The organism is Fibrella forsythiae (genome assembly GCF_017353175.1).
GTDB classification, from domain to species: Bacteria; Bacteroidota; Bacteroidia; order Cytophagales; family Spirosomataceae; genus Fibrella; species Fibrella forsythiae.
Genome location: NZ_JAFMYW010000011.1, coordinates 95,922 through 110,876, shown reverse-complemented (window position 1 = coordinate 110,876; position 14,955 = coordinate 95,922). Strand labels below are relative to the sequence as shown.

At 53.4% G+C, this 14,955-nt stretch carries 12 protein-coding genes; 8 read left to right on the top strand and 4 right to left on the bottom strand.

What is annotated here, in order from left to right; genetic code table 11:
• Nucleotides 1–50 precede the first annotated feature (50 nt).
• The gene (locus J2I46_RS27545) at nt 51–1,733 is read right to left on the bottom strand and encodes a UxaA family hydrolase (RefSeq protein ID WP_207332321.1); all 1,683 of its coding nucleotides are present in this window, start codon (nt 1,731–1,733) and stop codon (nt 51–53) included.
• Nucleotides 1,734–1,902: 169 nt separating this feature from the next.
• On the opposite strand from J2I46_RS27545, the gene ade reads away from it, so the two are divergent.
• The 3 genes from ade (at nt 1,903) to J2I46_RS27530 (ending at nt 5,451) form a co-directional block, all read left to right on the top strand.
• Complete coding sequence (gene ade, locus J2I46_RS27540) at nt 1,903–3,564, top strand: adenine deaminase (protein WP_207332320.1); 1,662 nt, start codon at nt 1,903–1,905, stop codon at nt 3,562–3,564.
• A gap of 168 nt (nt 3,565–3,732) precedes the next feature.
• Nucleotides 3,733–4,320, top strand: coding sequence for an RNA polymerase sigma factor (locus J2I46_RS27535; protein ID WP_207332319.1), 588 nt, complete (start codon nt 3,733–3,735; stop codon nt 4,318–4,320).
• Between the two features lie 291 nt (nt 4,321–4,611).
• Nucleotides 4,612–5,451, top strand: coding sequence for an alpha/beta fold hydrolase (locus J2I46_RS27530; protein ID WP_207332318.1), 840 nt, complete (start codon nt 4,612–4,614; stop codon nt 5,449–5,451).
• A gap of 6 nt (nt 5,452–5,457) precedes the next feature.
• Here J2I46_RS27530 and moaA read toward each other — a convergent pair whose 3' ends face one another.
• Nucleotides 5,458–6,438 carry a GTP 3',8-cyclase MoaA gene (moaA, locus tag J2I46_RS27525; RefSeq protein ID WP_207332317.1) on the bottom strand — a complete coding sequence of 327 codons (981 nt, stop codon included), beginning with the start codon at nt 6,436–6,438 and terminating at the stop codon, nt 5,458–5,460.
• 208 nt (nt 6,439–6,646) lie between these two features.
• Here moaA and J2I46_RS27520 point away from each other — a divergent pair, with 208 nt between their 5' ends.
• Together J2I46_RS27520 and J2I46_RS27515 are read left to right on the top strand one after the other, a co-directional pair.
• Nucleotides 6,647–8,230 carry a putative maltokinase gene (locus J2I46_RS27520; protein ID WP_207332316.1) on the top strand — a complete coding sequence of 528 codons (1,584 nt, stop codon included), beginning with the start codon at nt 6,647–6,649 and terminating at the stop codon, nt 8,228–8,230.
• Nucleotides 8,231–8,335: 105 nt separating this feature from the next.
• Nucleotides 8,336–9,169, top strand: a complete 834-nt coding sequence (locus tag J2I46_RS27515) for an SDR family NAD(P)-dependent oxidoreductase (RefSeq protein WP_207332315.1) — start codon at nt 8,336–8,338, stop codon at nt 9,167–9,169.
• Nucleotides 9,170–9,259: 90 nt separating this feature from the next.
• Here the strand turns inward: J2I46_RS27515 and J2I46_RS27510 are convergent, their stop codons facing one another.
• The gene (locus J2I46_RS27510; RefSeq protein WP_229379980.1) at nt 9,260–10,225 is read right to left on the bottom strand and encodes an acyl-ACP desaturase; all 966 of its coding nucleotides are present in this window, start codon (nt 10,223–10,225) and stop codon (nt 9,260–9,262) included.
• 148 nt (nt 10,226–10,373) lie between these two features.
• On the opposite strand from J2I46_RS27510, the gene J2I46_RS27505 reads away from it, so the two are divergent.
• Together J2I46_RS27505 and J2I46_RS27500 are read left to right on the top strand one after the other, a co-directional pair.
• Nucleotides 10,374–11,120 carry a lysophospholipid acyltransferase family protein gene (locus J2I46_RS27505; RefSeq protein WP_207332314.1) on the top strand — a complete coding sequence of 249 codons (747 nt, stop codon included), beginning with the start codon at nt 10,374–10,376 and terminating at the stop codon, nt 11,118–11,120.
• A gap of 11 nt (nt 11,121–11,131) precedes the next feature.
• Complete coding sequence (locus J2I46_RS27500; RefSeq protein ID WP_207332313.1) at nt 11,132–11,536, top strand: MaoC family dehydratase; 405 nt, start codon at nt 11,132–11,134, stop codon at nt 11,534–11,536.
• 98 nt (nt 11,537–11,634) lie between these two features.
• On the opposite strand, the gene J2I46_RS27495 is transcribed toward J2I46_RS27500, so the two are convergent.
• Nucleotides 11,635–13,224 carry a vanadium-dependent haloperoxidase gene (locus J2I46_RS27495; protein ID WP_207332312.1) on the bottom strand — a complete coding sequence of 530 codons (1,590 nt, stop codon included), beginning with the start codon at nt 13,222–13,224 and terminating at the stop codon, nt 11,635–11,637.
• Nucleotides 13,225–13,468: 244 nt separating this feature from the next.
• Here J2I46_RS27495 and J2I46_RS27490 point away from each other — a divergent pair, with 244 nt between their 5' ends.
• A complete protein-coding gene (locus J2I46_RS27490; protein WP_207332311.1) occupies nt 13,469–14,947 on the top strand; it encodes a multicopper oxidase family protein in 1,479 nt (492 codons plus the stop codon).
• Nucleotides 14,948–14,955 lie beyond the last annotated feature (8 nt).

Below are 14,955 nucleotides of genomic sequence, written 5' to 3'. Positions count from 1 at the left end.
GAAGCTCCCTCTCCCCCATTCTCCCTTTCCTCCATTCTCCCTTTACTCCTTTAAAGTGATACGCCCCGTTTCCAGGGAATGAAATCATCCTGACCGAGGTGCTCGGCTTTGGTCAGGTACGTGCCTGAGGCCAGGCCTACTAGCCAGTCGAGCAGGGCGGCACCGTTCTGTTCGATGGTCTGCTGACCGTCGATTACCGGGCCGCTGTCGAAATCGATGACGTCGGGCATTCTGTTTTTTAGTTTCGTGTTGGTCGAAATCTTCACAACCGGGCTGATCGGGTTCCCTGTTGGTGTACCCAGACCAGTCGTGAACAGAATCAGGTTTGCTCCCGACCCCGCCATGCCTGTAGTAGCCTCTACGTCATTGCCGGGCGTACAAAGCAGATTCAGCCCTGGTGCCGTAATGGGTTCGGTGTAATCGAGTACGTCGGCCACGTAGGCGAGGCCACCTTTCCGCGCTGCCCCCGCCGATTTGATGGCGTCGGTGATGAGCCCGTCCTTGATATTTCCCGGCGAGGGGTTCATATCAAAACCAGACCCGGCGGCTTCAGCCTGCGCGGCGTAGGTTTCCATCAGGTTTATGAACTTCTCGGCGCGTTGATCGTCGGGCATCCGGTCGATCAGGTTTTGCTCGGCACCACACAGTTCCGGAAATTCGGCCAGTACGGTTCGCCCACCCAACGTACCCAGCAGATCTGATAGATAACCGATAGCCGGGTTGGCCGAAATACCGGAGAACCCATCAGACCCGCCGCATTTCAGGCCCACACACAATTCGCTGAGGGGGGCCGGTTGCCGCTCTACCTTGTTTACCTCGATCAAACGCAGGAACGTGTCTTTGATAGCCTGCGTCATCAACTCGTATTCCGTACCAACCTGCTGCTCATACATCAGCAAGGTCTTTTTACCGTGCGGATTCTGTCGCCGAACCTCTTTTTCGAGCATATCGGTCTGTAAATGCTGGCAACCCAGGCTCAATACTGTTGCACCCGCCACGTTGGGGTTGTTGATGTAGCCGGCCAGCAGCGAACAAAGCGCCGCCGAATCTTGCCGGGTGCCGCCGCAACCCATCTCGTGGGTCAGAAACTTGATACCATCCACGTTCTGGAACGGGCGGCGCAACGCACCCGAAATGGAGTCTCCCGAATGAATGGTCTTGTTCTGTTCAGGCGCTACAAACGGTTCCATTTTTCTGATCACGTCGATCTGCCCATGCTGATACAGGTGGAGCAACTCACGTACCTGATCGCGGTACTGATCAGACTGAGCGTAGCCAAGCTCACGCTCGAAAGCGTCTTTAAGCGTCAGTACATTCCGGTTTTCGCAGAACACCAGCGGAATCACCAGCCAGTAATTACGGGTTCCTACGCGCCCGTCGGCCCGGTGATACCCCATGAACGTGCGGTTGGCAAAGGCGGATGCATCGGGAGCCTGATAGGTGTATGGCTGGCGCTGGGCCAGGCCATACGGGTCGGCCTCATGGCGGAGGTTAAACGTGGTAATGACCTCACCCTGCCCGATTGGCTGCGTGGCCCGGCCTACCGTTACGCCATACATATAAACCGGATCGCCGATCTGGCGCGACTCGGTCACAAACTTATGCTTGGCCGCAACCCCATTGGGCAGGGTATACGTATGGCCGTTGTAACTGACTGTTGCCCCCGCAGGCAAATCAGTCAATGCCACAATGACGTTATCGTCGGGATGAATTTTCAGGAGGGAATCTGACATGTTAGTTGGTTACTCAATCGGTAAGTAAGAGAAAAAGTAGCCTTATCGGGCTATATACCCTTAACTAAGTAAGCGAAAACTTTCCGCTCAGCGTTACCATTCCTCATACCTTTTGCCAACATTTGATCTTTACTAATCGTCCCGCCGCTTTCGGGTGTCCAACTGTTTTATGCTGACTGCCAATATTCTGAATCTGTTCGACAAATCGATTTATTACGGCACCATCCATCTCGATCATGGCCGAATTGCGCAGATTGACCGTCTCGGCCCCGAACGGGTTGGCGAACCCTATGTGCTCCCTGGATTTGTTGATGCGCACGTACATGTAGAAAGCTCGCTGCTGACTCCCGTTCAGTTTGGGCGAATGGCCGTAGTACATGGTACCGTATCAACGGTTTCAGATCCGCATGAGATTGGTAACGTATTAGGCGTAGCGGGCGTAGAATACATGCTCGATGACGCCGAACGCACCCCGTTCAAATTCTGTTTCGGTGCCCCATCCTGCGTGCCGGCCACTCCCTTTGAAACTGCCGGGGCTACCATTGGTGTGAAGGATGTGAAGGACCTGCTTGGCCGCCGCGACATTGGCTATCTGGCCGAGATGATGAATTTCCCCGGCGTACTGAATGAAGACCCCGATGTGATGATGAAGATCGCCTACGCCAAAGCCTTCAGCAAGCCCGTTGACGGGCACGCCCCCGGCCTGCGTGGTAACGACGCGCAGCGCTACATCGACGCGGGCATTGAAACCGATCACGAATGCACGACCTACGACGAAGGCCTCGACAAAGCCCGACGGGGTATGAATATCCTGATTCGGGAAGGCAGCGCCGCCCGGAATTTCGATGACCTGATTCCGCTGGTCGATGAGTTTCCGCAGCTTGTCATGTTCTGTTCCGACGATAAACACCCGGATACGCTGGCCGAAGGGCACATCAATCAGTTGGTGGTGCGGGCCATTCGGGCGGGCTATAACCGCTGGAACGTACTCCGGGCTGCCTGTATTAACCCTGTTCTGCATTACCGGCTGCCCGTGGGCCTATTGCGCGAAGGCGACCCGGCCGATTATATCCTGGTAAGTGACCTGATCGGTTTTAAGGTACTCGAAACCGTGATCAATGGCGTGACCGTAGCCAAAGATGGCCAAACGCTGTTGCCCGATCAGCGGAGTGAGCATGTCAACCAATTCAACTGCCCCCCCAAAGACCCCGCCGATTTCTGGCTCCAGGCCCACCGGCCATACGGTCAGCTACGGGTGATCGAAGCCATTGACGGACAGCTAATCACCAACGAGCTACATCTGGAAGGCAGCGTATCGAAAGGTGCCTGGGTGGCCGACCCTGACCGCGACATCCTCAAAATTGTGGTCGTGAACCGATACGCAGATGCACCGGTAGCCATCGCGTTCATCAAAAACTTTGGGCTCAGGCAGGGAGCAATCGCTTCGTCGGTTGGGCACGATTCACACAACATCACTGCCGTTGGGTGCGACGACGAAAGCTTATGTCAGGCGGTTAACGCAGTGATTCAGGCCAGGGGGGGCTTGTCGGCCGTGGGTGTGCTGGCGCAGGAAGCAGGGCCGCTCTATATACGTAAGCTTCTGCCACTGCCCGTGGCTGGCCTGATGACCGACGTGGATGGGTACGTTGTTGCTGAGCAGTATACCGAACTCGACCGGTTTGTGAAAGATGAGCTGGGGAGTACGCTTGCAGCCCCTTTCATGACCCTCAGCTTTATGGCGCTGCTTGTTATACCATCACTCAAGCTAAGTGACAAAGGACTTTTCGATGGCCGCACTTTTCGATTCACCGGCTTGGAAGTTGTAAAATGATCATAACATAATTTGTGACAAGACACGCCGTAGGCACATAGGGTGTACTATTTTACCCATCTACGATACTTTTCTTGCAGTTGAGCCTTTTTTTTAGGATTATGCCGATAATAATTAGGGAAAGATTTATAAGTTTACGGTAGTCCTCTTAACTAATCTACTAACCATATGGCTCGGCAGCGCACGTCTCCCAAAATTGATGAAGTTAAGTTGTGGGACGAATTCCGGTCTGGCAATCAACCGGCGTTCGCAACACTCTATCAGGAGTACGTCAATGTTCTGTTTCATTACTGCAGCCACTTTTCGCAGGATCGGGCGTTGATCAAAGATTGTATCCACGATTTGTTCGTGGAACTTTGGCGGCACCGGCAAAACATTGGCCCAACTACGTCTGTCCGGTTCTACTTAATGGCCTCCATCAAGCGCAAGCTGGTTCGCCATATCACTGCCGAACAGAAATTCTGCAACCCCGATGATCTGCGTCCAGGTGAAGGATTTACCGATAGTGACCGTTCGTATGAAATGGCCCTGATTCAGAACGAAGAAGACACCCATCTGAACAGTTGCCTTACCCGCGCGCTGGATCGCCTGCCCCGCCGTCAGCGTGAAGCTGTTTACCTGAAATTTTACCAGAACATGGGCAACGAAGAAATTTCGAAACTCATGGATATCAACATCCAATCAGTGTATAACCTGATTTTCGGTGCCCTGGGCAACCTCAAGAAACACGTTTCTATTGAGCGTTTCGCCATCTGACAAGTAACTTTCCAGACTACTCCTACCCTTCCCCTTTACCTAGTCGGCGGCTTCAGTTTATGAACTGAAGCCGCCGTTTTTTATACCGCCTCATCCCGGCACCTTGTCAACGGCTTCGAGATAAAATTCGGCCAATTGCTTCACGATCACAGGGATTACATGATCAATGTTCCATATTCTCGATATTGGCTCAAGGAAAAGGCTAAATACAGGGTAAATTCGTTAATTCTATAGTCGTTCTGGGCTATTACGCACGCTGCGACATCTTGACCACTCCGTTGACCCTCATTCATGCTTACACGCCACTTGCTTGCCGTTGAAAACCGTTACTGGCATTACCGCCAACAAGGCGATGCCACGGCCGAAACGGCTATTGTGCTGCTTCATACATTACCGGGTAATTCGGCCATGCTTGCTCCGTTATTTGCCGAAATAACTGGTCTAAGGCCTAAAATGCGTATTTTGGCGCCCGACATGCCCGGCTACGGTGGTACGGATGCCCTACTCCGGCCGGCAACGTCGTTACAGGATTACCTGCCTTCGTTTCGAGCTTTCTTTCGCGAGATGGGCCTCAGACAGGTAATCCTGTACGGAACAGGAATGGGCGCACAGTTGGCCATAGCCTACGCCAACGCCTACCCCGATAAGGTTGCCAACGTTGTGCTAGACAATGCCTTTCAGTTAAGCCAAACGGATAAAGAAGCCATACCAGCCAACCCTTTTCCCGATTTGACTCCCCGCCCCGATGGTGGCCATCTGAAAACGGCCTGGCAACTAGCTTCCGGACTCAACCAGTATTTCCCCTGGTTTACCACGAGCGAGACACACCGGATCGGTCCGGTGCCAACACCCGAGCAGACACATCAGGCAGCTATGGAGTTGTTGAACGCCGGTGCAGGGTATAGTCATGGTTACCAGGCAGCGTTTGATCACGAACGTGCCGAAAACGTACAGCGCCTCACCGTGCCAACCACCCTGTTTCGCGGAGAAGGCAGTCCCTCACAGCCTCAAACTGATGCGCTTGTAGAACTGGGGCTGCCGGCCAACATTCAGGTTGTTGATGCACCAGCGACAGGCAACGAGCATGACAAAGCCGTTGCTGAACGGTTAGTAAAGGGAATTAAGAATTAATTCCCTTTACCCTCCAATTGTCGACATCGATTCGGTGACGGGCTGGCGGTGTTTTTCGGCTTCGAATCCATTTAGAGGTCGATGCGCGAACGCTTTCAGGAATGCAGCCGTCAACTCAGTATCAGACGCGCCGCTCCGGATCAGCGCACGAATATCGAGCACGCCATCATCGTACAGGCAGGTTTTCAACATGCCCTGAGCGGTCATTCTGATGCGGTTGCAGCTTCCGCAGAACGTGCGCGTATAGGCGGCAATGATACCCAGCGTACCTACATAACCAGGCACCTGCCAGGTGGCGGCGGTGGCATGAGGCGCAGCAGGACGTTGTTCGAGTGCTGGATAAAAAGACCGTAGCTCCTGCAAGATCCGCTGGTGTGTCCAGGTGAGCACCGGGTAATGATTCCCTTCACCGTTGAAGGGCATTTCTTCAATGAAACGCACATCAATGGGCTGGGTACGTGCCAGTTCAGACAGGGCGTAAAGATCTTCAATATTCTGCCCATCCATCACGACCGCGTTGATTTTCACGCGGATGTTATGCGCCAGCAGTTCATCCAACGTACCCAGCACAGCCGGTAATTCGTCGCGGCGGGTGATCTGGTGAAACCGGGCACGATCGAGGCTATCCAGGCTGAGGTTCACCGACTTCACCCCAAGGCGCGCCATTTCGGCTACGTGTGGTGCCGTCAGCACGCCATTGGTTGTCATGTGAATTTCTGACAGGCCCGGAATTACTGACAGCCGTTCCATAAACGGCATTAGCCCCGCTCTGACAAACGGCTCGCCGCCTGTCAGCCGAAGTTTGGATACGCCCATCCGAGCCAGCACAGCCACAACCCGTTCCATCTCCTCGTACGTAAGTAACTGATTTTTAGGCAAATACTTTATACCACTTTCGGGCATACAGTAAAAGCAACGCAGGTTACAGCGATCAGTTACGGCAAGCCGCAGGTACGTTATTGGGCGGTTGTGATTATCGAAGAGCATCAGCCAGAAAACAGTAGATAAGGCAGGAAGGTTGCCGGGTATGCGCCTGCAAACTAATAAAACTAGGCTGTGTTCACTGATGCCGTTGCCGGTGTGTCCTTTTTCTACGACACTCAATCTACGATTAAGCTAAGAAAACCACCTTTGCTTCCAATTTATGCCCTGTATACCGTTTATTTGAGGTACCGCATTATGCATTCGTCAGCCTATGATTACGACCCAACCCTGGACCAGCTTTCTGATCGACACTGATAGTCAGCAGTTGCTGAGCGAAACAGTGTTACCCGCTTACATAAACACCTGCCGCTGGTTTGCCGGCAAAGCCCGTCAGCAGGCTGGCTTCAGCTTCTCAACGATCCTGCCGCTCCCCGCCAGCGAATCAATCTTTTACCTGGCCATTATCGAAGCTCGCTATTCGGATGGGGAGCCGGAGCAATATCTATTACCGCTATCGTTTATCACCGATGCGTCAGTATTAAGCAACGTTCCTGAAAAAGGGTGGCTTACCGAGGTTACGTTTGGCAACGCAACTGGTCAGTTGGTCGACGCCATTTACGATGCGGATTTCCGCGAGGCCCTATACCACAACCTGTTGGCCAACCGGATTGAGGGCGATATCAGTTTCCAGAAAGGGAAGGGCTTACTGGCCAGTGACACGGTTTTGTCGCGTGTGCTGCCCGTCGATTCCAGCAATTCGGCGCTGGTTTTCAACGAGATGTATTTCATGAAGTTATACAGGAAGCTGTTTTCGCTGACGAATCCGGAAGTGGAGATGGTAGCTTTCCTGACCGAAACCGGTGGCTTTGAGGCGATTCCGGCCTATGCAGGTAGCTTCACCTGGCAGCAGCCGGGGCAGGCAGACGTTACGCTCGGTATGATGCAGCGGATGGTAGCCAATGATAAAGACAGTTGGGCCATGACTGGTGATTACCTCAACGATTTCCTGTATGCTGTGCCCAATCGGGTATTTATGGTGAAAGAAGATGTGTTTGAGAAAGTCGCCCTGCTCGGCCAACGGACCGCCGAGATGCACCTGGCCCTTTACAGCAAAACCGACGACCCGGCATTCCAATCAGAACCATTTACCGATGAGTACCGCACGTTCCTGGCGGGCCGATTCACCGATCTGCTTGAACGTCGCTACGACCTGCTGGTCAATAACTATGGCCGGCTCGACGAGCAGGCGCAGCGGCTGGCATGGGTATTTATGGAAGCCAAAGAGATGATCGACGATTTCGTGGCCGACTTCAAAACGCGCGAGTTGGGCTCATGCCGTACGCGTATTCACGGCGACTACCACCTCGGTCAGGTGCTGGCCACGCAGAACGATTATGTCATCATCGATTTTGAGGGCGAACCCGAAAGCACTATCGCCGAACGTAAGATCAAGCATTCGCCGCTGAAAGATGTAGCTGGCATGATCCGGTCGTATCACTACGCCGTTTCGGCCAAACTGTTCAACGCCTCGGAAACGGAAGGAATCGCCCCCGACAAGCTGCAGGTGGTATCTGATCGGTGGTATAAGTTGATCCGCGATACGTACCTGGATGCCTATCTGGGTACGTTCGGCTCGCCCCATCCGATGTTTTACGACAACGGCGAGATCAACTACCTGCTGTTGATCTACCTGCTCGAAAAAGCGGTGTACGAACTGGGCTATGAGATCAGCTATCGCCCCACCTGGGTGAAGATTCCGCTGAAAGGCATCGTCGACGTCATCCGCGAAATCGAAAAGCTTCAACCCGGTGGCCACCACCGCCAGATGGCCTCAGCCCCGTTGCATCTGGTGTAGCAGATAGTGAAGAATTAAGAGTTAAGAGTTGCTCTTCTCTTATCGTGCATATTGGCCTAGCGGAGCAACTCTTAACTCTTAATTCTTCACTCTTAACTCACCCCCATGTCCTACTTCCATAACACCACCATTCTAATCACCGGCGCGGGGTCGGGAATTGGGCGCGAATTGGCCCTACAGGCGCTGCAGCAGGGAGCACAGGTTGTTGCTACCGATGTAAACGCGGCAACACTGTCTGAAACAAACCAGTTGGCGGGAGGAATGCTACGCACCTACCAGTTTGACGTGTCAGACGCCGTCGCGATTCGGCAGTTCGCCAATCACCTGATTCCGTCGCTCGATCCGGCACGTAGGCTTATTCTGATCAATAATGCGGGGGTGGCGCTGGGCAGCGGGCCATTCGTGCAAACGCACCTCGACGATTTCGAGTGGCTGCTGAACATAAACTTATGGGGTGTCATCCGAATGACCAAAGCATTTCTGCCGTTCATGCTCGACCACAACCGGGGCCATGTTGTGAACCTCAGCAGTGTGTTCGGATTGGCGGGTGTAGAAAATCAGTCGGCCTACTGCACAGCCAAATTCGGAGTCAGGGGATTCTCTGATGTACTCCGGATGGAGTTGATGGATAGTGACGTACGGGTTTCCTGTGTGCATCCGGGCGGCATCAGCACCAATATTGCGGCGGCGGCACGCCGGGGCCAGGGTGGTTTCGTCACCGACGACATGCACAGGCAAAGCACCGTCAGCTTCGCCAAAGCGGCCAAAACACCCCCGCAGGAAGCAGCACGCGTTATTCTAAACGGGGTAGCGCGCCACAAAGCGCGGATACTGATCGGAAACGACGCCCGCCAGATCGAATGGGTCACGCGCTTATTTCCAACCAGGTACGTTGCCCTGCTCCGCCAGCGTATTCACGAGGCGTTTGCAACGAGTTAAGGGGGTAGAGTTAAGAAGTAAGAGTTGCGCTGCTTAAGAACGTCCCTGAGCGAAGCAACTCTTACTTCTTAACTCTACACTCTTAACTACTTAAGCTATCCAACTGAATTCGTAGGCCAGTTCAGGCGTTTTGGTCCGTTCGGCTACGCGGGCAAGGCGGGCCGGCAGGGCCATCAGGTAATCGCGGGCTTTCTGGGCTTCGTCGCTCAGGCCAGTCACCGCATCGATTTTCCAGTCTTTCAGCAACGACTGCATAATGGCGATATAGTCGTGAACGGTATACACGCCAAGGCGCTGGGCGGCATCGGAGAAATGACTGTAAGTTTCACCGATTTTGAAACCTGATTCGCGCAGGAAGTGAGCGGGCATCACGATCTTCTTCCGCATCATATCCTCGAAGGCCAGCATCATGCCGGTTGGGTCGAGCTCCAGAATCTCCTGCACGAATGATTTATAGGCCTTGGCGTGGCGCATTTCATCGGCCGCGATAACGCCACACATCTGCGACAGCAGATTATTGCCCGCCTGTTTGGCCAGCGTTGCCGTGCGGCGGTGCGAAATATTCGTGGCCAGTTCCTGAAACGACGTATATACGAAATTACGGTACGGGTCACGACCGGTCTGGATATCGAACCCGTCGGCGATAAGGTACTGTGTTGATGTTTCCATCGCCCGCATGTCTACCCGGCCAGAGAGGTACAGAAATTTATTCAGCAGATCGCCGTGGCGGTTTTCCTCGGCCGTCCAGGCACGTACCCAGCGCGACCAGCCTTTCTGATCGGTCTGGTCAATGCCATCTACGTCCATCAGCCACGACTCGTAGGTAGGCAGCGCCTCTTCGGTGATTGTATCACCAATCAGCACGGCAATGTAATCATATGGTAGAGCTGCAGCCTGTTCGCGCAGGTCACGCACCTCGTCAAAGAACGTTGGCTTGGTTGAGTCGGGCAGAAAATCGGTAGGCTGCCAATTGCTCTCAATTGGCTTCAGATAATCGGTCATGATCGTGTCGATCCTGGTACCAATAAACTGCATGACTTCGATTCGAGAATTCATTGAGTTGTATCGCGTTACGGTAAGTGTAGACTGCCAAACTGTGAGGCTACGGACCTGTGAGCAAGCTACTTTACGAAAAAAAGAAGCAAGAACGGGCTTATTACTTAATTTTGCGCAGTTAATGATAAGTTATTATTAGTACCAACGTTTGAAACGGGCTGCTGAATACCTGCTTAGTGCAGTTTATCTGATTTATTTCTCCCTGATCCTGCTGCTGTTCCATGCGGCACAGTTTATCGCTTTCAAACTGGGGGGCAGAGCTGCGCAAAAACCAGTTGCCGACTGGTTGAATTTCTCCATTATGCAAGGCTGGCTACTGACCGGATCGACTCACCAGTTCCGCCTCGAGTACACCCCGCCAACCGACCGGCCGCTGATCTTCGTGGCTAATCATCAGAGCATGTTCGACATCTCGCCCATCGGCTGGTATCTGCGGCGCTATACACCCGTGTTTGTCTCTAAGATTGAGTTGGGCCGGGGAACACCCAGCGTCTCGTACAACCTGCGGAAAAGCGGGGCGGCGCTGGTTGACCGGAATGATCCCCGGCAGGCATTGAGTGAAATTGGCCGACTGGGCCAACGCGTGAAGGAGGGTGTTTGCTCGGCGGTGATTTTCCCCGAAGGCACACGCAGCCGTGATGGGCAACCGAAGCCCTTTGCCGGAGCGGGGTTGGCTATCCTGCTTCGGAAGTGCCCCAACGCCCTGATCGTACCCATTGCGATTACCGGCACGGGTAAATTCAACCCGGAAGGTCTTTTCCCGCTACGTCCCTTCAGCCACATGACCTGGACCGTTCTGCCGCCTATCGAACCCACCGGCCTGACCGGCGAGCAAGTAGCTCGTCAAACTCAGGAAGCGATTATGACCTACGTATCCAGCAACAAACCCGTTTGAGACCCACTGCTATGCAAGTTAACGATACCCACCAGCACGCCTTTCGTTTTTCGCAGAACGACGTGATTGATTTTGCCCGTGTTACCGGCGATAATAACCCGCTCCATCTCGACGCCGAGTTTGCAGCCCAAACGCCTTTCAAACGCCCAATCATTCACGGCATGCTGGGCGCCTGTATTTTCACGAAAGTACTGGGTACCGAATTTCCCGGCTCCGGTTCAGTATACCTGGCGCAAACGCTCGATTTTCTGCGGCCCATGTTCGTAGATACCGACTATGAAGTAACGTTTACCGTGCAGTCGATTGATGCGGCGAAGCATACGGCTCAAATTCTTGGCGAAATTCGTGATGTGCAGACGAAAAAGGTCACCACACGCGGGGTGGCCACGCTGATGCACAAAGAAAAGATCGGCTAGTTCACCCCCCTGAGTTGAGACAATATCAATGGGAAAAGCCCGCCGAGCAACTCTGGTGAGTTGCTCGGCGGGCTTTTCCCATTGCAACGATGAGCTAGTCAGATTCGCCGGCCAACCGTCGATTTCCGAACGCCTTTCCCGTCTCGATGCCGATAAATATCTTCGGCAATTGTCAGCCCGAGCGGAATACCGCCAATTCGTTGGGTGGGGTCGTTGCTAAACACTGGCTGCCCGGGGTTATTTTCGTCGATATCGAATGCATCAAACACCCAATGAACTCCTAGATAGACTCGGCTGATTCCGTTTTCAAGAATCATGTCCCACAAGCTATTGAACTGCCGCCGGTGTAACGGCCTCACCTCACCGTCGTTATTCTTTGTTGCGCCGTTCATCTCCTCTGAAACAAAGTAGATCGGCTCAGTTGGCATATCAGGGTCCATCAGCGCGTTCAGCAGCGTATCCTGTGCTACTGCATTACCGGTGCCTGCTGCCGGAAGGCTTACCCCTCCCTCTGCCGGACCATAAAAAAGGCGGGTCATATGCAATGCAGCGGCACCAAACGTAGCGTGCCCCGAGGGATAAGCCGGGAAATTAGGCGTAAAGTTCTTGGTATAGGCAGTCTGGGTCACCGAATACGGAAACGTTGTTTGCGGTACTGTCACCGTGGCATTGGCCGTGTTAGATGCAGGGGCACCCAATGGTAACCAGAACGGATCAGCTTCAGGGCTAATTGCGCCATTTGCATGCCCGGAACCAGGGTCGCTCGATTTGTCATAATGCCGAATACCAATAACAGGGCGGCAAAACTCGTGAACATATTTCTGGTCCCAGGCCAGAATGCCCGCGTCGGCCATGGCTACGTTCACCAGCGTAAACAGCTGTACGTTTTCGGCCTCTGTATTACCTTTTGCCACGGCTATCTTTCGAATGATCTGATTATAGAGCCTGGGCGGAGTTCCCAGTTCCGGTGCCCCATCGTAGCCCCAGAACAGGCCAATCAGTGTTTCTTCCGGCGTGCGTTTGGTCATAGGCAAGGCATATGGCTCTACCGTATCGGAGTCGGGCAGGGTGCCCATCCGGTCAGGTTTGGCGCCCTTGTAACGCACCTGTTTCAGGGCAGCCAAATAAGCAGCATCATCATTGTGCGGGGCAGCTAGTTCATGCCGCTCAGTAATGGCAAAGCCCTTGGCGGCAGCTCCGTAGATGGGGCCATGGTAACCCTGCGTGGGGTTGTCAGGATCGGGTTGGTGAGCATTACGAGCCGATTTAGGTACGTAACTACCGGCCGACGCACCCGGGTCGAATTTACGGTCTTGCCATATAGCTCTGGCTACTTTTTCGCCATACTTATGCGCCACGGTAGTCCTGTCTCCTTTCAGCACGTGTAATTGCTCATCGAAATACACTTTCTGGGCAGGGTAAAGGGTATTCAGAGTGGTGAAAGCCGCTCCAGCCATAGCGAGTTGCAGATTTGCCGCCGTATTGGCAGGTGCTCCGGCAGGTTCTGGAAGGTAGGGTGCCCAAGTAGCCGGATTTTTTATGGCCACGTAGGTATCATGAAGCGCCAGATGTACGATTGCCAGCGCCCTTGAACTCAATGTTGGGCCGGTCTGCTCATTTTTGCCATTTGTGTGGCTAACGCGGTTCGCTTCCAGCGCAACGGCGTTCCAAATCAGTAAATTATCCATGCTGGTAAGGGTTACTTAATAAGGTGTAGAATACGAGACAAAGATCTATAAGCTATCGCTTTATTAATCAGACATATATACCTGTTTATCAAGGCAATAATACGCAACATCATACCAGCGTATAAGTCGCATTTACAGGGTATTTTCCCGAAGAAAATTACGGTCTGTGCATAGGAATAGCCGTATGATGTCGTCTAACGAATTAATTACCCTACCCCCCCCTTGATGCAAACCATTCACCTATATGACTAAAGCAAGTATTCTGGCTCTGAGTGTTGCGTTCGCGTTGATGATCGGCTGTAGTAAATCGAGCGACACGACCGTCACACCCGACGGCACTTCATCGGCCACAACCGTCAGCGGCACCTACAACGACCTCTGGATTCCGCCAACGATTACCGGCACTACCTTCAACCTGACGCTGGCCAAAACAACGAAGCAGATGCGGACGGGCTCGGTCACCAACACCTACAGCTACAACAGCACCGGTTTCTGGGGGCCAACGCTGATCATGAACAAGGGTGACTTTGTGAAGATGAACGTAACCAATAACTTGCCGGAAGCAACAACGACGCACTGGCACGGTTTTCATATCCCGGCTATTATGGACGGTGGACCGCACCAGATGATCGACGCAGGCACCACCTGGACGCCCTCGTTCGAGATCAGGAACAATGCAGGTACGTATTGGTATCACCCGCATTTACACGAGAAAACAAAGGAACAACTGACCTACGGCACAGGTGGGCTGATCATCATCAAAGATCCGGTCGAGTCGGCGCTGGCCTTACCACGTACCTACGGCGAAGATGACATCCCGCTTATTCTGACCAGCCGGAGCTACGGTACGTCAAACGCGTTTGATCTGTCGGCCCGGGCGTATGGCGATTACCAGCTGACCAACGGAACATCGAACGCACAGATAAGCCTGCCCAAACAGTTTGTGCGTCTCCGTATTCTGAACGCAGAAATTGAGCGGGGCTATAACCTGGGTTTCAGCGACAACCGGACGTTCTACGTCATCACCAACGACGGCGGCCTGCTCGACGCGCCCGTTCCGGTTACCCGCGTAAAAATGATGGTTGGCGAACGGGTTGAGATTCTGGTCAACCTGGGCGCTGATGCCGTAGGGTCGAGCCTTGATTTAAAAGCATACAATTCGGGGCAGGCGTTTGGTTTTCCCGGTGGCGAGTCCAACAGTAGCGGCGACTTTGGGAGTCTGCTGAACAACAAAGATTTCCCGGTGTTGCATATCAATGTGAAAGCGGCAACCGCATCGGCCATCACCGCCCTGCCCGCCAAACTCACCACCAACACCTACTGGACCAACACCGACGTAACCAACAGCCGGACGATCACCATCACCGGTGGACAGGGCGCTACGGCGTTTTCGTTCGACAACAACCTCTACGGTGATACGAAGATTAACCAGACCGTGAAACTGAACGCCGTTGAGAAGTGGACGATTACCAACAACAACATCTTCGGCCACTCGTTCCACATCCACGATATTCAATTTAAGATCATTTCGCGCAGTTCGGGAACAGTGGGCACGCATGAATCGGGCTGGAAAGACACCGTATACGTACCTGTAGGCGAAAGTGTGTCGGTCATTGCTAAGTTCGATGATTTCGCCAGCAGCACCAACGCGTTCATGTACCACTGTCACTTCTCGAACCACGAAGACGGCGGCATGATGGGACAGTTCCTGGTTACTCAGTAACTCGCCCT